At 66.3% G+C, this 20,079-nt stretch carries 22 protein-coding genes; 11 read left to right on the top strand and 11 right to left on the bottom strand.

Going from position 1 to position 20,079, the window contains the following annotated elements; translation table 11 throughout:
• The first annotated feature begins 49 nt into the window (after positions 1-49).
• The 5 genes from phnE (A6745_RS10425) (at position 50) to A6745_RS10405 (ending at position 3,323) form a co-directional block, all read left to right on the top strand.
• Positions 50-844 (top strand): phosphonate ABC transporter, permease protein PhnE, encoded by a 795-nt coding sequence (phnE, locus tag A6745_RS10425; protein ID WP_231885970.1) that lies wholly within the window; start codon positions 50-52, stop codon positions 842-844.
• Positions 841-1,656 (top strand): phosphonate ABC transporter, permease protein PhnE, encoded by an 816-nt coding sequence (phnE, locus tag A6745_RS10420; protein ID WP_231885969.1) that lies wholly within the window; start codon positions 841-843, stop codon positions 1,654-1,656. The genes phnE (A6745_RS10425) and phnE (A6745_RS10420) overlap by 4 nt, the downstream gene beginning before the upstream one ends.
• 167 nt (positions 1,657-1,823) lie before the next feature.
• Entirely contained in the window at positions 1,824-2,381 is a 558-nt protein-coding gene (locus tag A6745_RS10415; RefSeq protein ID WP_066126670.1) for a GNAT family N-acetyltransferase, read from the top strand.
• A gap of 214 nt (positions 2,382-2,595) precedes the next feature.
• Positions 2,596-2,952 (top strand): HVO_A0114 family putative DNA-binding protein, encoded by a 357-nt coding sequence (locus A6745_RS10410; RefSeq protein WP_066126667.1) that lies wholly within the window; start codon positions 2,596-2,598, stop codon positions 2,950-2,952.
• Complete coding sequence (locus A6745_RS10405; protein ID WP_066126666.1) at positions 2,949-3,323, top strand: hypothetical protein; 375 nt, start codon at positions 2,949-2,951, stop codon at positions 3,321-3,323. The genes A6745_RS10410 and A6745_RS10405 overlap by 4 nt, the downstream gene beginning before the upstream one ends.
• A gap of 55 nt (positions 3,324-3,378) precedes the next feature.
• On the opposite strand, the gene A6745_RS10400 is transcribed toward A6745_RS10405, so the two are convergent.
• Complete coding sequence (locus A6745_RS10400) at positions 3,379-4,551, bottom strand: vWA domain-containing protein (protein WP_066126664.1); 1,173 nt, start codon at positions 4,549-4,551, stop codon at positions 3,379-3,381.
• Positions 4,552-4,570: 19 nt separating this feature from the next.
• Positions 4,571-5,446 carry an AAA family ATPase gene (locus A6745_RS10395; protein ID WP_066126661.1) on the bottom strand — a complete coding sequence of 292 codons (876 nt, stop codon included), beginning with the start codon at positions 5,444-5,446 and terminating at the stop codon, positions 4,571-4,573.
• Between the two features lie 158 nt (positions 5,447-5,604).
• On the opposite strand from A6745_RS10395, the gene A6745_RS10390 reads away from it, so the two are divergent.
• Both A6745_RS10390 and A6745_RS10385 read left to right on the top strand, forming a co-directional pair.
• Positions 5,605-6,000, top strand: a complete 396-nt coding sequence (locus tag A6745_RS10390) for a c-type cytochrome (protein WP_066126659.1) — start codon at positions 5,605-5,607, stop codon at positions 5,998-6,000.
• A gap of 13 nt (positions 6,001-6,013) precedes the next feature.
• Positions 6,014-6,376, top strand: a complete 363-nt coding sequence (locus A6745_RS10385) for a c-type cytochrome (RefSeq protein ID WP_066126657.1) — start codon at positions 6,014-6,016, stop codon at positions 6,374-6,376.
• Positions 6,377-6,496: 120 nt separating this feature from the next.
• Here A6745_RS10385 and A6745_RS10380 read toward each other — a convergent pair whose 3' ends face one another.
• Complete coding sequence (locus A6745_RS10380; protein WP_066126655.1) at positions 6,497-6,922, bottom strand: DUF1841 family protein; 426 nt, start codon at positions 6,920-6,922, stop codon at positions 6,497-6,499.
• A 155-nt stretch (positions 6,923-7,077) separates the two neighbouring features.
• On the opposite strand from A6745_RS10380, the gene icd reads away from it, so the two are divergent.
• Entirely contained in the window at positions 7,078-8,334 is a 1,257-nt protein-coding gene (gene icd, locus A6745_RS10375; RefSeq protein ID WP_066126652.1) for an NADP-dependent isocitrate dehydrogenase, read from the top strand.
• A 253-nt stretch (positions 8,335-8,587) separates the two neighbouring features.
• Entirely contained in the window at positions 8,588-10,816 is a 2,229-nt protein-coding gene (locus A6745_RS10370; protein ID WP_066126650.1) for an NADP-dependent isocitrate dehydrogenase, read from the top strand.
• Between the two features lie 174 nt (positions 10,817-10,990).
• On the opposite strand, the gene A6745_RS10365 is transcribed toward A6745_RS10370, so the two are convergent.
• From A6745_RS10365 to A6745_RS10355, 3 genes are read right to left on the bottom strand one after another with little or no spacing between them, the layout of a single operon-like run.
• Positions 10,991-11,272 carry a YkgJ family cysteine cluster protein gene (locus A6745_RS10365; RefSeq protein ID WP_066126647.1) on the bottom strand — a complete coding sequence of 94 codons (282 nt, stop codon included), beginning with the start codon at positions 11,270-11,272 and terminating at the stop codon, positions 10,991-10,993.
• Positions 11,273-11,280: 8 nt separating this feature from the next.
• Positions 11,281-12,048: a YdcF family protein gene (locus A6745_RS10360; RefSeq protein ID WP_066126645.1), complete on the bottom strand. Its 768-nt coding sequence runs from the start codon at positions 12,046-12,048 to the stop codon at positions 11,281-11,283.
• Positions 12,049-12,066: 18 nt separating this feature from the next.
• Positions 12,067-13,035 carry a glycosyltransferase family 9 protein gene (locus tag A6745_RS10355; RefSeq protein WP_066126643.1) on the bottom strand — a complete coding sequence of 323 codons (969 nt, stop codon included), beginning with the start codon at positions 13,033-13,035 and terminating at the stop codon, positions 12,067-12,069.
• A 102-nt stretch (positions 13,036-13,137) separates the two neighbouring features.
• On the opposite strand from A6745_RS10355, the gene msbA reads away from it, so the two are divergent.
• Both msbA and A6745_RS10345 read left to right on the top strand, forming a co-directional pair.
• Positions 13,138-14,913, top strand: a complete 1,776-nt coding sequence (gene msbA, locus A6745_RS10350; RefSeq protein ID WP_066126641.1) for a lipid A export permease/ATP-binding protein MsbA — start codon at positions 13,138-13,140, stop codon at positions 14,911-14,913.
• Between the two features lie 261 nt (positions 14,914-15,174).
• On the top strand, positions 15,175-16,311 hold the full coding sequence (locus A6745_RS10345) for a porin (RefSeq protein WP_066126639.1): 1,137 nt from the start codon (positions 15,175-15,177) through the stop codon (positions 16,309-16,311).
• Between the two features lie 154 nt (positions 16,312-16,465).
• Here the strand turns inward: A6745_RS10345 and A6745_RS10340 are convergent, their stop codons facing one another.
• The 5 genes from A6745_RS10340 to A6745_RS10320 all read right to left on the bottom strand — a co-directional run.
• Positions 16,466-17,164, bottom strand: coding sequence for a glutathione S-transferase N-terminal domain-containing protein (locus tag A6745_RS10340; protein WP_066126636.1), 699 nt, complete (start codon positions 17,162-17,164; stop codon positions 16,466-16,468).
• 37 nt (positions 17,165-17,201) lie between these two features.
• Positions 17,202-17,609, bottom strand: coding sequence for a YchJ family protein (locus A6745_RS10335; protein ID WP_066126634.1), 408 nt, complete (start codon positions 17,607-17,609; stop codon positions 17,202-17,204).
• A gap of 139 nt (positions 17,610-17,748) precedes the next feature.
• Entirely contained in the window at positions 17,749-18,021 is a 273-nt protein-coding gene (locus A6745_RS10330) for a GNAT family N-acetyltransferase (protein WP_066126631.1), read from the bottom strand.
• A gap of 159 nt (positions 18,022-18,180) precedes the next feature.
• Positions 18,181-19,518: a Na+/H+ antiporter NhaA gene (nhaA, locus tag A6745_RS10325; RefSeq protein ID WP_066126629.1), complete on the bottom strand. Its 1,338-nt coding sequence runs from the start codon at positions 19,516-19,518 to the stop codon at positions 18,181-18,183.
• Positions 19,519-19,662: 144 nt separating this feature from the next.
• Positions 19,663-20,079: dihydrodipicolinate synthase family protein (locus A6745_RS10320; RefSeq protein ID WP_197488134.1), on the bottom strand; the 417-nt coding region annotated here is incomplete at its 5' end.

Here is a 20,079-nt window from a genome sequence, read left to right as displayed (position 1 = left end):
GGTCGAGCCGACGCGAGAGCCAATGCCGGCATGCGCAGGAGGTGATCCTGTGAGCGCGCCGCTGCACTGGCGCCGGCCGCCCTTCATCCGTTCAGCGGCGCTGCGCTACGGACTGTGGCTGCTGGCGGCCCTGTACCTGGCCGCCGCGCTGGGTTCCATCCACGTCGACTGGAACCGCGTCGCCGAAGGCCTGGTGCGCGGCTGGCGCTTCGTGGCCGCGTTCGCGCATCCGGATTTCATCACCCGCTGGCGCGAGATCAGCGAGGGCATCCTGGAAAGCGTGGCGATGGCCGTCGTGTCCACCGCCATCGGCATCGTGCTGAGCATCCCGATCGGGCTGGGGGCGGCGCGCAACATCAGCCCGCTGCCGGTATACGCGGTGTGCCGGGGCTTCATCGCCGCCTCGCGCGCGTTTCCCGAACTCATCATCGCCATCCTGCTGGTGAAGATGTTCGGCTTCGGCCCGCTGGCCGGCATGCTGACGCTGGTGATCGCGTCGATGGGATTCCTGGGCAAGCTGCTGGCCGAAGAGATCGAGACGGCCGACCGTGGCCAACTGGAGGCCGTGCGCGCCACCGGCGCCGCCTGGCCGCAGTGGATCGTATATGCCGTGCAGCCGCAGGTCATGCCGCGCATGATCGGCCTGTCGCTGTACCGCCTGGACATCAATTTCCGCGAGGCCGCCATCATCGGCATCGTGGGCGCGGGCGGCATCGGCGCCACGCTGAACACGGCCTTCGACCGCTATGAGTTCGAGACGGCCGCCGCGATCCTCCTGCTGATCATCGCCATCGTGATGCTGTGTGAATACGCCTCGGGGCACGTGCGGCGGAGGTTCCTGTGAACACTCCGACGATGCCTGCCGTGCCCGTCTGGCGCCGCCGTACCCCCGCGCAGCAGCGCTGGGCCTGGCTGGGCTGGATGATCGCCGCCCTGGTGTTCGCCTGGGGCTGGCAACTGATGTCCGGCAACACCATCTGGGCCTTCGCCGCCGACGCGCCGGCCGCCGGGTGGGACATGGTCTCGCGCATGTGGCCGCCGCGCTGGAGCTATCTGGACAAGCTCTGGCAGCCGCTGTGGGACACCTTGAACATCGCCACGCTGGGGACCGCCATCAGCGCGGCCATCGCGGTGCCGGTGGCCTTCCTGGCGGCGCGCAACACCACGCCCAGCCGGCTGGCGCTGCGACCGGTGGCGCTGGGCATCATCGTGGCGTCGCGCTCCATCAACTCGCTGATCTGGGCCATGCTGCTGGTGACGGTGGTGGGGCCGGGCGTGCTGGCCGGCATCATCGCCATCGCGCTGCGCTCCATCGGCTTCGTCGGCAAGCTGATGTACGAGGCCATCGAGGAGATCGACGTGCGCCAGGTCGAGGCCGTCACCGCCACCGGCGCCAGCCGGCCGCAGGTGCTGGCCTATGCCGTGGTGCCGCAGATCCTGCCCGCGCTGGTGGGCACCACGGTCTACCGCTGGGACATCAACATCCGCGAATCCACCGTGCTGGGCATCGTGGGGGCGGGCGGCATCGGCCTGCCGCTGGCGGCTTCGGTAGACACGCTGGCCTGGCCGCAGGTCACGGTGATCTTCGCGGCCATCCTGGCCACGGTGTTCGTGGCGGAGTGGGTGTCGCATCGGGTCAGGCAGGCGCTGATCTGACGCAGTGCGGCGTATAGCTTTGGCCTGGCGCGTGCGCCAGCCAAGACGTGACTTCGTATTGCCATGGGTTGGGTCATGTCCGCCTGCTTGGGCGGCGGCGCGATCCGGCCTGCCTCGTCGGGCCTACAATCCCGCGTCTAACCCGTCCGATCATCCGTGCCCTTGCCATGAACGACTCCGCCCAAACATCTGGCCCCGCCGGCGCCACGCTGGTGTCATGCACCTACGACCGCCACGCGGCCGCCATCCTGGCCATCCTGAACGACGCGATCGTCAATACCACCGCGCTGTACGACTACAAACCGCGCACGATGCAGTCCATGGAAACCTGGTTCCAGGTGAAGGCCGCGGGCGGCTTTCCGGTGCTGGGCTACGAGAATGCCGAGGGCGAACTGATGGGCTTCGCCAGCTATGGCACGTTCCGCGCATTTCCGGCGTTCAAGTACTCGGTGGAACATTCGGTTTACGTCGACCAGCGTTTTCGCGGCCTTGGCTTGGGCGAGGCACTGATGCGCGTGATGATCGACGCCGCGCGCAAGAACCAGGTGCATGTGCTGGTGGGCGGCATCGACGCCAGCAATGCGGGCAGCATCAAACTGCACGAGAAGCTGGGCTTCGTGCATTCGGGCACGATCAGCCAGGCGGGCTTCAAGTTCGGGCGCTGGCTGGATCTGGCGTTCTACCAGTTGACGCTGGATACGCCGGACCGGCCGGTGGATGGCTGATAGCCGGAAACGGTCTGATTGTTCAGAATAGCAGCGAGAGGCGCCGCTAGCCAGATTACGCTGAATCATATATGCGGGGCATATCCATGCCTATGACCATAAGCATCGGCATGCGAGGGACAAGGGCGTTCCTTACGCCTTTAGGGACGCTCAGCAGTTGTTGATTGATTTTTTTCGCGGATGCAGACCGCACATTAGCGAGAGTGAGAACGTCATGAAGTCCGTCGTCATCGGCATCATGCCGCAAGAGAAAATTCGTGATCGAGTGCTGGCTATCGCCCGTGGGGACTACAAGCCCAAGGCGGGCGAGCCCAAAATCTGGTTCACCTCGATGAGGTCGCTGGCCGAGGTTCTCAGCGATGAGAACCGCGCACTGCTGCGCGTGATTATTGAAACGCAACCTGCATCCATCGCTGCGTTGGCGCAGGCCACCGGGCGTAGGCCAAGCAATCTGTCCCGCACGCTGAAAACCCTGTCCAACTACGGTATCGTGGATCTGATGCGCGAGCGAAACGTGGTTCGACCTGTAGCCAAGGCGACCGAATTCCGAATTCTGGCAATGGCAGCATGAGACTGCAACGACCCATCGACACGCCCGCACGCGGCAGCCTGCCCGTGGACCAACTCTGGCTGGCAGAAGACTGGGGTGTCATCGCCGCGTGGGAACGTGGCCGCGACATGGCAAGAGAACGCCCCGAGCTGGCCGCCGCCGCCGTGCGAGGCGAGCTGGTCATCCTGCCGTGGCGTGGCGGCGTGGAGCGTGCGCTGAAGTCTGGCCGCAAGTTCGGCTCGTACCGCTATCTCGCCATGTGGCAGGGCTTGCGCGGCGAAGACCTGCTGATCGACCTGGACCTGGAGCGGGACATGGTGTGCACGAAGCATGGCGTCACCGTGACGTACACGCACGATTTCGCCAAGTTCACGGCCGACGAGACCGCCTGACGTATCTCGGGATGCTGCTGCTGTTGCGGCAGTCCTGCAGCGAGCCCAAGCGCAATTACTTCGACAGCAACCGCATCGCCTGCTCCAGCCCCGCCACCGTCACCGGAAACATGCGATCCTGCATGATGTCGCGCATCAGCGCGATCGACTGGCGGTACTGCCATGACGCCGTCGGCTCGGGATTCAGCCAAACCGATTTCGGCCACGCATCCAGCAGCCGGCGCATCCACACCGCGCCGGTTTCCTTGTTGTAGTGCTCGACCGAGCCGCCCGGTTGCAGGATCTCATACGGGCTCATCGTCGCGTCCCCCACGATGATCAACCGCCAATCGCCATTGAAGCGGCGCAGGATGTCCCAGGTCTCGAAGCGTTCGGTGTTGCGGCGCCGGTTGCTCTGCCACAGGTTTTCGTACGGGCAGTTGTGGAAGTAATAGACCTCGAGATTGCGGAACTCGCTGCGCGCGGCCGAGAACAGTTCCTCCACGCGCGCGATGTGGTCGTCCATGCTGCCGCCCACGTCCAGCAGCATCAGCACCTTCACGTTGTTGCGCTTTTCGGGCACCAGCCGCAGATCGAGATGCCCTGCGTTGCGCGCGGTGCTGGCGATGGTGTCGTCCAGGTCCAGCTCCAGGTCGGCGCCGTCGCGCGCGAAGCGCCGCAGGCGGCGCAGCGCGACCTTGAAGTTGCGCGTGCCCAGCTCGACCTGATCGTCGTAGTCGCGGAACTGCCGCATGTCCCACACCTTGATGCCGGTGCGGTTGCCGGCGGAATCGCCGCCCACGCGGATGCCTTCGGGGTGATAGCCGCCGTTGCCGAACGGCGAGGTGCCGCCCGTGCCGATCCACTTGCTGCCGCCGGCGTGGCGTTCCTTCTGCTCTTCCAGCCGCTCCTTGAACAGCTCCATCAGCTTGTCCCAGCCGTGCTTCTGGATCGCGGCTTTTTCCTCGGGCGTCAGGCTCTTCTCGAACTGCTTGATCAGCCAGTCGATGGGGATGTCGCGGCCAGCGGGCAGGGCGGCCTCGATGCCGCGGTAATACGCGCCGAAGGCCTTGTCGTAGCGGTCGTACAGCGACTCGTCCTTGACCAGCGCGGCGCGCGCCAGGAAGTAGAACTCGTCCAGCGTGGGCGACATCACGTCGGTGCGCAGCGCGCCGACCAGCGTCAGGTATTCCTGCACGGACACGGGCAGCTTGTGCGCGCGCAGGTGGTAGAAGAAGTCGATCAGCATGGCGCCGCCGCGTCGGGGTCTAGCGGCGCTGTCCGCCGCGTGTCATCGCGGCCAGGCGTTCGAGCAACTGCATGTCCTGTTCGTTCTTCAGCAGGGCGCCGGCCAGCATGGGCACGGCCGTGGCCGCGTGCGCGTCGATCTGCGCGGCGCTGGCGTCCTCGGCCAGCAGCAGGCGCAGCCAGTCCAGCAACTCGGACGTCGACGGTTTCTTCTTCAGGCCGGGCGCCTCGCGCAGCGCGAAGAAGGTGTCCATGGCGGCGCGCAGCACGTCCTGCTTCAGGTCGGGGAAATGCACGCCCACGATGTCGCGCATGGTGTCGCGGTCGGGGAAGCGGATGTAGTGGAAGAAGCAGCGGCGCAGGAAGGCGTCGGGCAGGTCTTTCTCGTTGTTCGACGTGATGATGACCAGCGGACGGTGGCGCGCCACCACGGTCTGCTGCGTTTCGTACACATGGAATTCCATGCGGTCGAGTTCGCGCAGCAGGTCGTTGGGGAATTCGATGTCGGCCTTGTCGATCTCGTCGATCAGCACCACCACGGGCTCGTCGGACTCGAAGGCCTGCCACAGCGTGCCGCGGACGATGTAGTTGCGGATGTCGCGCACCTTCTCGTCGCCCAGTTGCGAATCGCGCAGGCGCGAGACGGCATCGTATTCGTACAGGCCCTGGTGCGCCTTGGTGGTGGACTTGATGTGCCACTGCATCAGCGGCCGGCCCAGCGCGCGCGCCACTTCCTCGGCCAGCATGGTCTTGCCGGTGCCGGGCTCGCCCTTGATCAGCAGGGGGCGCTGCAGGGTGAGCGCCGCGTTCACGGCCAGTTTCAGATCGTCGGTGGCGACGTAGCGGTCGGTGCCTTCGAAGCGGGTGGAGGTCTGGGATTCGGGATGAACGGACATGTGGCGGCGAAGTCGTTGAGGAACCCTGCGGCAGGGGTCGTCTACAGTATGGACCCTGATCAATTATCGTACAATCCACCCGTTTGCCGGCCGGGGCACCCCGCCGCCAGCAGCCCAGCTTCAGTCATCATTATTCCTACTAGAGAAGAGACAGACCGATGAAGTTGAGATTACCCCTGGTGCGCCTGGCGCCCCTGTTCGTCCTGGTGGCCACCTGTGCCATCGCCGCCCCGGCAAAGGCCCAGGCGGCGGCCCCCGCGGCGCCCTCCGCCGCGGCGGCACCAGCGGCCGCGCCCATCACGGGCAACGTGCAGAACGCGCGCGACAAGGTGTCCATGTGCATCGGGTGCCACGGCATTCCCGGCTACAAGGCCTCGTTTCCCGAGCTGTACCACGTGCCCATGATCGCGGGCCAGAACGCCAGGTACATCGAGGCCGCGCTGAACGAATACAAGAAGGGCGCGCGCAGCCATCCCACGATGGATGCGATCGCGGGCAGCCTGTCCGACCAGGACATCGCCGATCTGGCGGCCTACTACAGCAACCTCAAGTGATCGGGGCCGACACATGAAACGCGCTATCTTTGCCCTGACGGGTATTCTCGTTGCCGTGTCCGCCCTGCCGTCGCAGGCGCAGGATCTCGCCGCCGGTAAAGCGGTGTTCGACAAGATGAACTGTGCGTCCTGCCATGGCGCCGACGCCAAGACGGCGGTCCAGCCCGAGTACCCGATCCTGGCGGGGCAGCATGCCGATTACCTGGCGCATGCGCTGAAGGCCTACAAGCGTGGCGGGTCCAGCAGCCCGGCCACGGCCAATGTGCGCAAGAACCCCATCATGGGCGCCTTCGCCGCGCAGATGTCGGACCAGGACATCGCCAACGTATCGGCATGGCTGGCGTCGCTGCCCAGTGGATTGGGCGTCAGAAAGTAAAGCCCGCGTGGTTGCCGGCACAAGGCAAGACCCCGCCATCAGGCGGGGTCGGCCTGTGTTCACACCCCGCGATTATCAAGACATCCAGGACCGATCGCTTCCTGCCGGGAGCCGACTTGCTTATTTGCCGGCCCGTTGCCGGATCAGCTCGATATACGCGTCGCTGTCCAGCGGCGTGCCCAGGCGCTGCGCTTCCCAGACGACCTGTCCCAGACAGTCCATGATGTCGTGGGCGGCCTGGTGGGCATCGCTGCGCGCCACCAACTGCTGGTAGGCCGTCCGGATGCCGCGCGGGTGGTCGATGGACAGTTGCTCGGCGATGGCCAGGTGCATCGACAGGTGCAGGAAGGGATTGGTGCGGCCTTTCTCGACCGGGTATTCCTCTTCCATCGCGCCGGGGCTTTCCAGGTCGGCGTGGTATTCGGGGTGTTCGATCATCCAGTCCAGCGCCATGGCTTCCAGCGGCGTCAGCACTTCGTTGGCGCGGTGCTTGCGCCAGGATTGGATGAAGAATTCGCGAACCTGTTCGCGGGAAGGATTGAACATCGGGAGGTCCGACCGGCGCCGGGCGCCGGGCAATGCGGTCAGGGAATGTGCATTTTACGCCCTCGGTTTGCACGGCGCCGCATCGGGCCGGGCGGCGACGGCCCGGGCCGCCCACAGGGCGAGATAGAATGGCTGGATTCCGCCCTGGAGCATCCATGTCTTACCAACACGTCAAGGTTCCCGCCGAGGGCGGGAAGATCACCGTCGGCGCGGATGGCGCGCTGGCCGTCCCGGATCAGGTCGTCATTCCCTACATCGAAGGCGATGGCACCGGCGCCGACATCACGCCCGTGATGATCCACGTCGTCGACGCCGCCGTGAAGAAGGCCTACGGCGGCGGCCGCCAGATCCACTGGATGGAAGTCTATGCCGGCGAGAAGGCCACGCGCGTCTATGGCGCCGACACCTGGCTGCCCGAAGAGACGCTGCGGATCGTCCGCGACTACGTGGTCTCGTTCAAGGGGCCGCTGGCCGTGCCCACCAGCGGCGGCATCCGCTCGCTGAACGTGGCGCTGCGCCAGCAGCTCGACCTGTACGCGTGTGTGCGGCCGGTGCGTTATTTCCATGGCGTGCCTTCGCCCGTGCGGCAGCCCGAGAAGACCAACATGGTCATCTTCCGCGAAAACTCCGAAGACCTGTACGCGGGCATCGAGTACAAGGCCGAGTCGGAGCAGGCCCGGCAGCTCATCGGCTTCCTGCAGGACAAGCTGGGCGTGAAGAAGATCCGCTTCCCCGAGACGTCGGCCATCGGCATCAAGCCGGTGTCGCGCCAGGGCACGCAGCGCCTGGTGCGCAAGGCGATCCAGTACGCGCTGGACCACGACCGCTCCTCCGTCACGCTGGTTCACAAGGGCAACCTGATGCAGTTCACCGAGGGCGGCTTCCGCGACTGGGGCTATGCCCTGGCGCGCGAAGAGTTCGGCGCCACGGTGATCGACGGCGGCCCGTGGTGTCGTCTGAAGAACCCGCGCACGGGCCGCGACGTGCTGATCAAGGACGTCTATGCCGACGCCTTCATGCAGCGCAGCCTGCTGCGTCCGGCCGAATTCGACGTGATCGCCACCCTGAACCAGAACGGCGACTACCTCTCCGATGCCGTGTCGGCCCAGGTGGGCGGCGTGGGGATCGCCCCGGGCGCCAACGTGTCCGACAGCGTGGCCATGTTCGAGGCCACCCATGGCACCGCGCACAAGTACGCCGGCAAGGATTATGTGAATCCCGGCTCGGAAATCCTGTCCGCCGAGATGATGTTGCGCCACATGGGCTGGACCGAGGCCGCCGACCTGATCATCTCCAGCATGGAGAAGACCTTCAAGACCAAGACCGTCACCTATGACTTCGCGCGCCTGCTCGAGGGCGCGAACCAGGTGTCCTGCTCGGGATTCGGGCGGGCGATGGTCGATAACATGTGATGTCATTCCGCTGACATCGCTGGCGGGGTAGAAATGGGGTCGCGTCCCGGCGGCGCGGCCTTTCCGGCCTTCGGGCGGCAGCAGGCCCGAGGCGTGGCGTGGGGCGATTTTTTTACCGCTCCATCCAGACCCGAGCGTTTCCGGGCGAATTGCTGCATAATTGAAGGTCTTATATAAGACCTGAATTCCCGGGCTGCGCCATCCGGCGGGACGGGCGGCCGCTTTTCCTGATCCATCAAGGTAAGCCAAGAACATGTCCACTGCATCGAAGATCATCTATACCCTCACCGACGAGGCGCCCGCGCTGGCGACGTACTCGCTGCTGCCCATCGTCGAGGCCTACACCCGGTCGTCGGGTATCGGCGTCGAAACGCGCGACATCTCGCTGTCCGGCCGCATCATCGCCGCCTTCCCGGAATTCCTGAACGACACGCAGAAGATTCCCGATGCGCTGGCCGAGCTGGGCCAACTGGCCACCAAGCCCGAAGCCAACATCATCAAGCTGCCCAACATCAGCGCCTCGATCCCGCAGTTGAAGGCCGCGATCAAGGAACTGCGCCAGCAGGGCTACATGCTGCCCGAGTACTTCGACGAGCCCGACACGCCCGAAGCCAAGAGCATCAAGGCCCGTTACGACAAGATCAAGGGCAGCGCCGTGAACCCGGTCCTGCGCGAGGGCAACTCCGACCGACGCGCGCCGCTGTCGGTCAAGAACTACGCCCGCAAGCACCCCCACAAGATGGGCGCCTGGTCGGCTGATTCGAAGTCGCACGTGGCCCACATGTCGGGCGGCGACTTCTACGGCAGCGAGAAGTCGGCCCTGGTGGCCAACGCCGGCAACGTGAAGATCGAATTCACGGCCGCCGACGGCGCCAAGACCGTGCTGAAGGAAAAGACCCCTGTCAAGGCCGGCGAGATCATCGACGCCGCCGTGATGAGCAAGAAGGCCCTGCGCAGCTTCCTGGAAGCCCAGGTCGCCGACGCGAAGGCCAAGAACGTGCTGTTCTCGGTGCACCTGAAGGCCACGATGATGAAGGTCTCCGACCCCATCATCTTCGGCCAGGTCGTCTCGGTGTTCTACGCCGACGTGCTGGCCAAGCATGCCGACGCCCTGAAGCAGATCGGCTTCGATCCCAACAACGGCATCGGCGACCTGTACGCCCGCCTGGGCGATCTGCCGGCCGACAAGCGCGCCGAGATCGAGGCCGACATCCAGGCCGAATACGCCAATCGTCCGCAACTGGCCATGGTGAACTCCGACAAGGGCATCACCAACCTGCACGTGCCCAGCGACGTCATCGTCGATGCCTCGATGCCCGCCATGATCCGCGAATCGGGCTGCATGTGGGGTCCGGACGGCAAGCTGTACGACACCAAGGCCGTCATTCCCGACCGCTGCTACGCCGGCGTCTACCAGGCCGTCATCGAAGACTGCAAGAAGAACGGCGCGTTCGACCCGGTCACGATGGGCAGCGTGCCCAACGTGGGCCTGATGGCGCAAGCCGCCGAGGAATACGGTTCGCACGACAAGACCTTCCAGATCGCCGCCGACGGCGTGGTGCGCGTGCTGGACGAGTCGGGCGCTGTGCTGCTGGAGCAGCCGGTCGAGGCCGGCGACCTGTGGCGCATGTGCCAGACCAAGGATGCCCCGGTGCAGGATTGGGTCAAGCTGGCCGTCAACCGCGCCCGCCTGTCCAACACGCCGGCCGTGTTCTGGCTGGACAAGAACCGTGCCCACGACGCCCAGATCATCGCCAAGGTCGAGAAGTACCTGAAGGACCACGACACCAGCGGCCTGGACCTGCGCATCCTGAGCCCGGTCGAGGCCACCAAGTTCTCGCTGGAACGCATCCGTGCCGGCAAGGACACGATCTCGGTCACCGGCAACGTGCTGCGCGACTACCTGACCGACCTGTTCCCCATCATGGAACTGGGCACCAGCGCCAAGATGCTGTCGATCGTGCCGCTGATGGCCGGTGGCGGCCTGTTCGAAACGGGCGCCGGCGGTTCCGCGCCGAAGCACGTCCAGCAGTTCGTGGAAGAAGGTTTCCTGCGCTGGGATTCGCTGGGCGAGTTCCTGGCCCTGGCCGCTTCGCTCGAACACCTCGGCAACGTCTCGAACAACGCCCGCGCCAAGACCCTGGCCAGGACGCTGGACGAAGCCACGGGCAAGTTCCTCGACGAGAACAAGTCGCCGGACCGCAAGGTCGGCGGCCTGGACAACCGCGGCAGCCACTTCTACCTGGCCCTGTACTGGGCCCAGGCGCTGGTCGCCCAGACCGAAGACAAGGAACTGCAGGCGCAGTTCACCGGACTGGCCAAGACCCTGACCGACAACGAAGCCAAGATCGTGGCCGAACTGGGCGGCAACCAGGGCCAGGCGATCGAGATCGGCGGCTACTACCGTCCGAACACCGAACTGGTGAACAAGGCCATGCGTCCCAGCCAGACGCTGAACGCGGCGCTGGCCACCCTGGGCTGATGGACCGGAGGAACCGGGCAGGCTTGCCGCCTGCCTGATCGCTCGAAGCCATTCCCTGAAACCCTGGCAGGTTCTCCTGCCGGGGTTTTGTTTTTTGCGGGGTCGTGGCCCGTGGCGCGTCCCGGCCGCTCGCGCTGACTGACACGGCCATCGGCGGCGGCGAGCGCCCGTCGATCACGCGGGCGCGGTTGCGCGTTCCAGGTCCGCCAGCCAGGCGATGGCGTGCTCGCGGTTAGCCCCGCACATGTCCGGGGACGGCTGCAGGCCGCCGCAGAAATCGGGGCGCTCGGGCTTGCCGAAGACCAGGCACAGATTGTCTTCTCCCAGCTGTATGCATCGGACGCCCGCGGGTTTTCCGTGGGGCATGCCCGGGATCGGGCTGGTGATCGACGGGGCGATGCAGCAGGCGCCGCAGCCCAGCCTGCAGGCGAGCGCGTCGCCTTTCGTGTCTTGCATGGCGCGTCCTACACCCACCCGCGCAGCCAGTAGACGAACAGGCCCGCGTACTCCTTGATGATCGAACGGCTGGCATCGAAGGCGCGTTCATTGGGAATCCAGGGTTCGACCGAGCCATCGGCCGGCAACAGGATTTGTGGCGGGGCGGGGGCGGCGATGGCTTCCACGCCTTGCTTGGAGAACGCCGCCATGGCGCGCGGCATGTGCAGCGCCGAGGTGACCAGCAGGACCTTGTGGATCTCGTGCTGCTTCAGGGTCTCTTCCGTCAGCGCCGCATTCTCGTAGGTGGTGCGGCTGGCGTTTTCCAGGATAAGGGCCTGTTCGGGAACGCCGCTCTGGCGCATCTGGTGCGCCATGCCCTGGGCCTCGCTGACGTCGCCTTCCAGGGCGCCGCCCGACAGCACCACCTTGGGCGCGCGGCCGGCGCGGTACAGGTCGGTGGCGGTGTCCACCCGCACCACCGCCTTGTCGCGGTCATAGGGCAGGAACCAGTTGGCGCGGCCATTGGCGGTGTTGCCGCCCAGGACCACGATGGCGTCGGCTTCGGGCATCTGCGCGGCGGACTGATAGGGATAGCGCTGCTCCAGCGCGCCGCCCAGCCAGACCGAGGTGGCGGGCAGGGACCAGGCGGCTGCCCAGATGACGCCTGCCGCGGCCAGCGCCACGCCGGCCCGGCGCACGCCGCGGAACAGGCCCAGCACCAGTCCGAGCGCCACCAGTGTCAGGCACAGATTCAGGGGAATGATCAGGTTGGCGAGAAACGTCGACATAGTCATGGGCGCAATCTTATCTGCTCAGGCGCCTGCGAGCAGGCGCAGGACCTGGATTCGGACCTCGTCGGGGGCTGGCCAGTTCCCCTCCGAGCCCAGGCACGAGGCCGTGGGCGACCACGGACCGGTGCGCGCGGGCTGGGTGACGCCGAACAGCGTCAGTTGGCGAGCGCCGACGGCGGCGGCGACGTGCGACACGCCCGAGTCGTTGCACACGACCAGCGCGGCCTGCCGGGCCAGCGCGGCGAAGGCGCCCAGCGACAGGGGGGGCAGCACCTGGGCGGTGGGCGCATTGCGGCGCGCCTGCTCGGCCTCCGCGGGCGGCGGGCACATCGCCACGGCATGGCCGTCCGCCTGCAGGGCGCGGGTGAGGGTGTCGAATTCCGGCCAGACCTTGACGCGTCCGCGGTGCAGGCCGGTGGCGGTGGGGGCGATCAGCACGAGCGGCCGCCCCGCCAGTCCGCTGCCGTGCAGCGCTGCCTGGGCGGCCTGCCGGTGCGCGTCGGTCAGGGGAAGGTCCAGGGCCGGTCCGGGGTCGGCGGGGCCCTGCGGGAGGTTCCACCGCCCCAGGGCCGTGCGTGCCAGGTGATACCAGGATTGCACGGCGTGCAGCGGGGCGGTGGGCTTGGCCACCGGCCAGCGCAGCAGCACGCTGCGGCCATCGTCGCGGTAGCCGGCGCTGGCCACGCCCGCCAGCCGGAATACCGCCGCGCTGGACAGCGAGTCGGGCAGCAGCAGCCCGCGGGCATCGCGCGCCCGGGCGCCCAGGCCGCGGCGGTGGGCCGCCACGGCGGCCCGGTCGATCTTCCACTTGCCCGACATGGGCAGGAAGTCCTGCCCGGAAACGCCCGCCAGCAGGTCGCGGGCCCAGGGGCGGGCGCACAGCACCAGGGGAACTCCGGTTGCCTGCAACAGCCGCAGGCTGGGCAGACTCATGCAGACATCGCCCACCCAATTGGGCAATCTCAGGTACAGACAGGAAATCTCGGTCATGGATGGGCGCCGGGGCGCGTTGGGGAAAAGGAACAGAGTGTGCCGTCCGCGCCCCGCCGGGCCGGTACAATCGCCGCACAATTGTATTAAAGCGAGTTTGCTTTGACTTCTGCTTCGCGCTACGCGCCCGCCGGCAGCGAGCCGGTACGCGCCACACTCTGGAAGCGCATCTACAGCCGGGTCGGTTCCCATTGGAAGCGGCTGGTGTTGACGTTGCTGCTGATGGCGGTGGCCGCGGGTACGCAACCCTTGCTGGCCGTCATCATGAAGCCGTTGCTGGACGACGGTTTTTCGGGCGCCAAACCCTACTACATCTGGGCGATTCCCGTTGCCGTGGTCGCGCTCATCATGGTGCGCGGCATCACCAGCTTCTTCAGCGACTACCTGCTGGCCTGGGTGGCGAACAAGGTGTTGCTGCAACTGCGCGGCGACATGTTCGATCGCCTGTTGCGCCTGCCCGACGCCGATTTCAAGCGGGGCGACACCGGCCGCCTGCTCAACCGTTTCACGGTGGACGCGGGCAACGTCACCAGCTATGCCACCGAGGTCATCACCACGCTGATCAAGGAAACCCTGGTCGTCATCGCGCTGATCTGCGTACTGCTGTACATGTCGTGGGCGCTGACGGCGATCGTGCTGGTCATCATGCCGGTCTGCATCCTGGTGATGCGCGCCTTCATCCGCCGCCTGCGCCGCATCAGCCGCGAAACCGTCAACATGAACGCCGAACTGACCCGGGTGGTCAGCGAAGGCATCGATGGCCAGCGCGTCATCAAGCTGTTCGACGGCTATGCCACGGAGCGCAAGCGTTTCGAGTTCGTCAGCTCACGCCTGCGCCGTTTTGCCATGCGCACGGCCACGGCCGACGCCGCCCTCACGCCCATCACCCAGCTGTTCGTCTCGGTGGCGCTGGGCGTGGTCATCGCCGTGGCGCTGAGCCAGGCCCAGAGCGGCGCCCTGACGGTGGGCAGCTTTGCGTCGTTCATCACCGCGCTGGCCCAGATCTTCGACCCCATCAAGCGCCTGACCAACGTGGCCGGCAAGATGCAGAAGATGCTGGTGGCCGCCGAAAGCGTGTTCACCCTGATCGACCAGGTGCCCGAGACGGATGCCGGCACGCGCCAGTTGGCCCAGCCCGTGCGCGGCGCCATCGAGTTTCGCGAGGTGTCGCATCGCTTCCCCGATGCCGAGCGCGATACGGTCAGCAGCGTGTCGTTCCGCATCGAGCCGGGCCAGACGGTGGCCCTGGTGGGCCGGTCCGGCAGCGGCAAGACCACGATCGCCAACATGTTGCCGCGTTTCGTGTCGCCGACCTCGGGCGAGATCCTGATCGACGGCGTGCCGCTGAGCGACGTCTCGCTGCATTCGTTGCGCGCCAACCTGTCGCTGGTCAGCCAGGACGTGATGATGTTCGACGACACCATCGCGGCCAACGTGGGTTACGGCGCCCTGGACGAGGCCGACGAGGCGCGCATCCGCGAGGCCCTGAAGGACGCCAATCTGCTGGAATTCGTGGAGTCGCTGCCCGACGGCCTGCAGTCGCCGGTGGGCGAGAAGGCGGCGCGCCTGTCCGGCGGCCAGCGGCAACGCCTGGCAATCGCGCGCGCCCTGATCAAGAATGCGCCGGTGCTGATCCTGGACGAAGCCACCTCGGCGCTGGACAACGAATCCGAGCGGCAGGTGCAATCGTCGCTGGAGCGCCTGATGCAGGGCCGCAGCACGCTGGTCATCGCGCATCGCCTGTCCACGGTGCAGAACGCGGACCGCATCATCGTGCTGGATGCCGGCTGCATCGCCGAGCAGGGCACCCACGCCGAACTGCTGGCGCACGGGGGCTTGTATGCCTCGCTCTACAACATGCAATTCCGCGAAGTTTGAGGACATGGCAACTTTCGCGGTATTGCCGGTGTTGTTTAAACGCCAATTTTGCAGTGCAAGATAACGTGTAAACGTAACCGTAATATCTCGTAGTCATCTCTCTATGGCAGGGGCCGCACCTTTCTAGGGCGGCCCCTTGAATTATCCAGTTTCGTTTTGAATAGTTGGGTTGTAGTGGTTTCCAGCCATGTCCCTAGGCTTTGAGGGGTGCGCGGATTTCGGTCTGCTGAATTCTCTTCGAACCTCATGTGGAACAGTGCGATGAAACTTACAAAAACCCTGTTTGCGGGTGCCCTGATGGCCGCGATGGCCGGCACCGCCGCCGCCGAGACTTCGGTGACGCTGTATGGCCTGGTCGATCTGGGGATTGTGTATCAACGCGGCAAGGTCGGTACCAGCGACGGCAACCGTCCCGAATATGGCGGTGATTACCACTCCCGCATCGGCATGAACAGCGGCAACCAGAGCGGTTCGCGCTTCGGCCTGCGTGGCGTCGAAGATCTGGGCAACGGTACGCAAGCCAATTTCGTGCTCGAAAATGGCTTCTCCGCCAATAACGGCAATCGCGAACAGGCGGGCCGCCTGTTTGGCCGCCGCGCCACGCTCGGCCTGTCCAATGAGGCCTGGGGTTCGCTGGATCTGGGCCGCAATACGAATATCGCTTCCGACTGGTTCGGCAATATCGACCCGTTCGGCACCGATTTCTGGACGGCTTCGATGGGTACGGCCTTCAGCGCCGCCAATACCGTCCGCTACGACAACATGGTCACGTACCAGAGCCCGTCGTTCGGGGGTTTCCAATTCGGCGCAGGCTATTCCTTCTCGTTCGATGACGTCGAGCGCGGCTCGCAGTTCGCCACCAAAGAAAACAACCGCGCCATCACGACCGGCGTGCGCTATAGCGGCGGCCCGCTGCAAGTCGTCTTCACCTACGACAAGCAGATGCTCAAGCCCAACCAGCCGTCGCCCGACCAGTTCATTCTCGGCGCCGCCTATGACTTCGAGGTCGTCAAGCTGTCGCTGGCTTATGGCCGCAGCCGTGATGGCGTCATGATCGGCCAAGGCTACGACCTGATGGGCGGCCTGGGCAACCCGAACACCCCGGCCACCGGCCAAGGCGACACCAACGATTCGTTCACCTGGAAAGACCTGAAGATCAACTCGTACATGGTTGGTTTGAGCGCCCCGATCGGCGGCGCCAGCAGCGTCTTCGGTTCGTGGCAGCGCGCCGACCCGAACAAGGGCCTGGAAACGATGAACGTCTATAGCCTGGGCTACACCTACGACCTGTCCAAGCGTACCAACCTGTACGCCTTCGGCTCGTACAACGACGCTGCGGCATTTGTCGACGGCGACAAGATGCTGACCGTCGGCGTGGGCCTGCGTCACCGCTTCTAAGTGCAACTGCGACTGCAGGGTTCGCCTCGCCTGAGCAGGGCCGGGGCACCCATCTCAAAGCCGCCTTCGCGAGAAGGCGGCTCTTTTTATTTACAGCGGCGGCATGGCGTGGCGACCAAGACATGCGCCGCGCGATAAACCCGAATGACCGGCCTCAGCCCGGAATGGCCAGGCCGCGTTCGACCGCGGGGCGGGCCACGAAGGCGTCCAGCACGCGGCGCACGTTGGCGAACCGATCGAATTCGACCAGATCGCCCGCGCCGTAGAAACCGATCAGGTTGCGGATCCACGGGAAGGTGGCGATGTCGGCGATGGTGTAGTCGCCGCCCATGATCCAGTCGCGGTCTTGCAGGTGCTTGTCCAGCACGCCCAGCAGGCGCCTGGACTCGGCGACGTAGCGGTCGCGGGGACGCTTGTCTTCGTAGTCCTTGCCGGCGAACTTATGGAAAAAGCCCAGTTGGCCAAACATGGGGCCGATGCCGCCCATCTGGAACATCACCCATTGCAGGGTTTCATAGCGGGCGGCGACGTCCTGCGGCATGAACTGCCCGCTCTTGGCGGCCAGGTAGACCAGGATGGCGCCGGATTCGAACAGCGGCAGCGGGCGGCCGTCGGGACCGTCGGGATCCAGGATGGCCGGAATCTTGTTGTTCGGACTCAGCGACAGGAACTCGGGTGTCAACTGGTCGTTGCTGCCGAAGTCGACCTTGTGCGCCTCGTAGGGCAGGCCGGTTTCTTCCAGCATGATCGACACCTTCACGCCGTTGGGCGTGGGCAGCGAATAGAGCTGGATGCGGCCCGGGTGCTGGGCCGGCCACTTTTGCGTGATGGGGAAGTCGGAGAGTGCTTTCATGGAAGTCAGGGTCCGAGGAAGGGGCGTTGGCCAGACGCTAGGTGTGCAGATCGCCGTCTACGTACAGCCACCGCCCGTCCTGTCGGACGAAGCGGCTGGTCTCGTGCAGGCGCGACGCCCGGCCGTCCTGCCGGCAGCGCGCCACGAATTCGACAATGGCGTGATCGTCATCCTGCTGCTCGTGCCGGCGTACCTGCAGGCCCAGCCACTTGAGATTTGGCGGATTGGGCGCCAGATCGGCCGGCCGGGTGTCCGGATGCCAGGTCTGGCGCAGGTAATCCAGCCGATCCAGCACGAAGGCGCTGTAGCGCGAGCGCATCAGGGATTCCGCGTCGGGCGCCTGCAAGAGCGTGGGACCGTGGTGCCAGCGGCCGCAGCAGCCCGCATAGGGAAGTTTGCTGTCGCAGGGGCAGGGCGCGGCGGGAGAGAAGGGGGCAGCTTTCACGCGGACATTTTGGCATGAAGCCGAGATGTCCCGGCACTTGCCCGGACGGCGTGGCGGGGTAATCCGGCGGGCTTGGCCGCCAGGGCCGCGGGTCTGTGTTCCAGGCCGCGGAAAGGCCGTGGGCCGTGGGCCGAAGGCGTCAGGCGACCAGATCGGCGTACTCGGGATGACGCCGCATGTACACGGCGGCGTACGAGCAAAGCGGGCGCACCCGCCAGTGCTGCCCACGCGCCGTATCCAGCGCCACGCGCGTCAGGTCGGCGGCGATGCCCCGCCCGCCGACGGCCGGCGGCACGCCCGTGTGGGTGATCGTCATCACGCCATCATCCAACTGGTAGTCCAGCATGCACAGGTGCCCGTCGACCGTGCATTCGAAACGGCTGGCCGATGTGTCGTGGGTGATGTCCGTCATGGTGAGGTTCCTCGTGGTGTCTTTGGCAGGCAGTGGCCCCGCAGGCGGCGTGCCCGCGCAGACACGCTGGCCAGGATCGGGCGCGAGCCGGCCGCGCCATGCCCCACGGGGCAGGCGGGCCAGCAAGGCGCGCCCCGGCCGCCGTGCGCATGGCGCCCGCTAGCCAGTCCGCAGCCCACGACGATACATCATGCCCCATGCCAGGCCCAGCACCGCCGACACCAGCGATCCCGCCAGCACGCCGAGCTTGGCCGCGCCCAGCAACACGGGATCGTCGAAGGCCAGCATGGCGATGAAGATGGACATCGTGAAGCCGATACCCGCCAGCATGCCGACCAGCGCGATGCCGCTCCAGGAGACGCCGGGCGGCAGGCGGCACCAGCCCAGCCGGACCGCGAGCCAGCTCATGCCGATCACGCCCAGCGGCTTGCCCAGCACCAGCGCCAGCGCGACGCCGGCCACGATCCATTGCGGGCCCGGGGCGGACAGGTCCACGCCCTGCAGGCTGACGCCGGCATTGGCAAGGGCGAACACGGGCATGATGCCGTAGGCGACCCAGGGATGCAGCGCCATCTGTACGCGGGTGACGGGCGGCAGCATTTCGCGCTGGGCCAGGCGCACCTGCTTCAATGGTCCCGCCAGGTGGTGGGGGTCATGCGAGCCACGCAGCGTCTCGGCGGCGCTGCCCAGCAGGTCCAGCGGGCGCTCGCGCATGGGCCGCGCCACGACCGGCGTCATCATGCCCAGCACCACGCCCGCCAGTGTGGGATGCGCGCCGGTCATCAGCAGGCCCGTCCACGTGATCGCGCCGGGAAGCAGGTAAGCGTAGGCGGAGCCCAGGCCGATGCGCTGGAACGCCAGCACCATCAGCAGGCCCAGTCCCGCGACGAGGAAGCCCTGGTAGTCGAGGCCGCCCGAATAGAACACGGCAATGATCAGCACGGCGACAATGTCGTCGATGATCGCCAGGGCCAGCAGGAAGACGCGGACATTGGCCGGAATCGATTTGCCCAGCAGCGCCAGCACGCCGACCGCGAAGGCGATGTCGGTGGCGGTGGGAACGGCCCAGCCCCGCAGCCCTGACGGATCGCCATTCACGCCCACGTAGATCAGCGCCGGCACGGCCACGCCGCCCAGCGCCGCCATGATCGGCAGGCCCGCCTGCTTCAGGTCGCTGAGCGCTCCTTCATGGATCTCGCGGCGGATCTCCATGCCCACGACCAGGAAGAACAACGTCATCAGCCCGTCGTTGATCCAGAAGTGCAGCGATTGCGAAAACGTGGAATCCCCCAGTCCGATGGAGACCGGCAGGTGCCAGAGATGGTGATAGCTGTCGGACAGCGAGGAATTGGCCCAGATCAGCGCGACGGCCGCGGCAATGACCAGCACGATGCCGCTGGCGGCTTCGATGTGCAGGAAACGTTCGAGGGTGGCGAAGGCGCGTTCGGCCAAGACCTGGGCGCGCGGCAAGGGCTGCCGCGGGGTGGGGGCGTGCATGGTCGAGAAAACTCCGCGTGGCGGCCCGACCGACGCATGAACCTGCCTGCCGCAGAATGCAGCAGACACCCAGCCCATGATTGTATCCGGTTTTTTTCAGGCCAGCCAAGGGCGCGAGGCCGCCTGCCTTGGCCGTTGGAATGGTCAGGCCGCCAGCCGTTGCGAGGGGGCCTCTTCGACCCGCTGCATCGCGCGGGCGAGCCTTGCCGTCAGTGCGGCGCTGGCCGGCATCATGGGCGCTCGCAGTTCGTCGACGATCAATCCCCGCATCGACAGCGCGCGCTTCAAGGGCGCGGGATTGGGTTCCGTGAACAGCAGCCGGATCAGCTTGCGCAGGGGGGCGAACAGCGCCTCGGCCCGCGCGGCGTCGCCCGTGCGCGCGGCGTGCATCATGGCCACGAAACGCTCGGGAAACAAGTGTGCCGCCGCCGGGATGGCGCCCGTGCCGCCGGCCAGGAAATGATCCATCAGCATGTTGTCCGCGCCGCACAGCGGCTGTACGCGGCCATGCAGGGCCAGGGTGGCGAGCAGCGCGGGATGGCATTCCTTCACGGCCGCGTA

Source organism: Bordetella ansorpii (assembly GCF_900078705.1).
GTDB lineage: Bacteria > Pseudomonadota > Gammaproteobacteria > Burkholderiales > Burkholderiaceae_B > Bordetella > Bordetella ansorpii_A.
Note: the sequence above shows the minus strand (reverse complement) of the source record. Positions and strands in the feature narration are given on the sequence as shown.

Bases quoted from the DNA above. Each gene is read 5' to 3' on its own strand.
- A6745_RS10415 (WP_066126670.1), top strand. From the start codon at position 1,824: ATGAACGACTCCGCCCAAACATCTGGCCCCGCCGGCGCCACGCTGGTG.
- A6745_RS10410 (WP_066126667.1), top strand. From the start codon at position 2,596: ATGAAGTCCGTCGTCATCGGCATCATGCCGCAAGAGAAAATTCGTGAT.
- A6745_RS10405 (WP_066126666.1), top strand. From the start codon at position 2,949: ATGAGACTGCAACGACCCATCGACACGCCCGCACGCGGCAGCCTGCCC.
- A6745_RS10400 (WP_066126664.1), bottom strand. From the start codon at position 4,551: ATGCTGATCGACTTCTTCTACCACCTGCGCGCGCACAAGCTGCCCGTG.
- A6745_RS10395 (WP_066126661.1), bottom strand. From the start codon at position 5,446: ATGTCCGTTCATCCCGAATCCCAGACCTCCACCCGCTTCGAAGGCACC.
- A6745_RS10390 (WP_066126659.1), top strand. From the start codon at position 5,605: ATGAAGTTGAGATTACCCCTGGTGCGCCTGGCGCCCCTGTTCGTCCTG.
- A6745_RS10385 (WP_066126657.1), top strand. From the start codon at position 6,014: ATGAAACGCGCTATCTTTGCCCTGACGGGTATTCTCGTTGCCGTGTCC.
- A6745_RS10380 (WP_066126655.1), bottom strand. From the start codon at position 6,922: ATGTTCAATCCTTCCCGCGAACAGGTTCGCGAATTCTTCATCCAATCC.
- icd (WP_066126652.1), top strand. From the start codon at position 7,078: ATGTCTTACCAACACGTCAAGGTTCCCGCCGAGGGCGGGAAGATCACC.
- A6745_RS10370 (WP_066126650.1), top strand. From the start codon at position 8,588: ATGTCCACTGCATCGAAGATCATCTATACCCTCACCGACGAGGCGCCC.
- A6745_RS10365 (WP_066126647.1), bottom strand. From the start codon at position 11,272: ATGCAAGACACGAAAGGCGACGCGCTCGCCTGCAGGCTGGGCTGCGGC.
- A6745_RS10360 (WP_066126645.1), bottom strand. From the start codon at position 12,048: ATGACTATGTCGACGTTTCTCGCCAACCTGATCATTCCCCTGAATCTG.
- A6745_RS10355 (WP_066126643.1), bottom strand. From the start codon at position 13,035: ATGACCGAGATTTCCTGTCTGTACCTGAGATTGCCCAATTGGGTGGGC.
- A6745_RS10345 (WP_066126639.1), top strand. From the start codon at position 15,175: ATGAAACTTACAAAAACCCTGTTTGCGGGTGCCCTGATGGCCGCGATG.
- A6745_RS10340 (WP_066126636.1), bottom strand. From the start codon at position 17,164: ATGAAAGCACTCTCCGACTTCCCCATCACGCAAAAGTGGCCGGCCCAG.
- A6745_RS10330 (WP_066126631.1), bottom strand. From the start codon at position 18,021: ATGACGGACATCACCCACGACACATCGGCCAGCCGTTTCGAATGCACG.
- nhaA (WP_066126629.1), bottom strand. From the start codon at position 19,518: ATGCACGCCCCCACCCCGCGGCAGCCCTTGCCGCGCGCCCAGGTCTTG.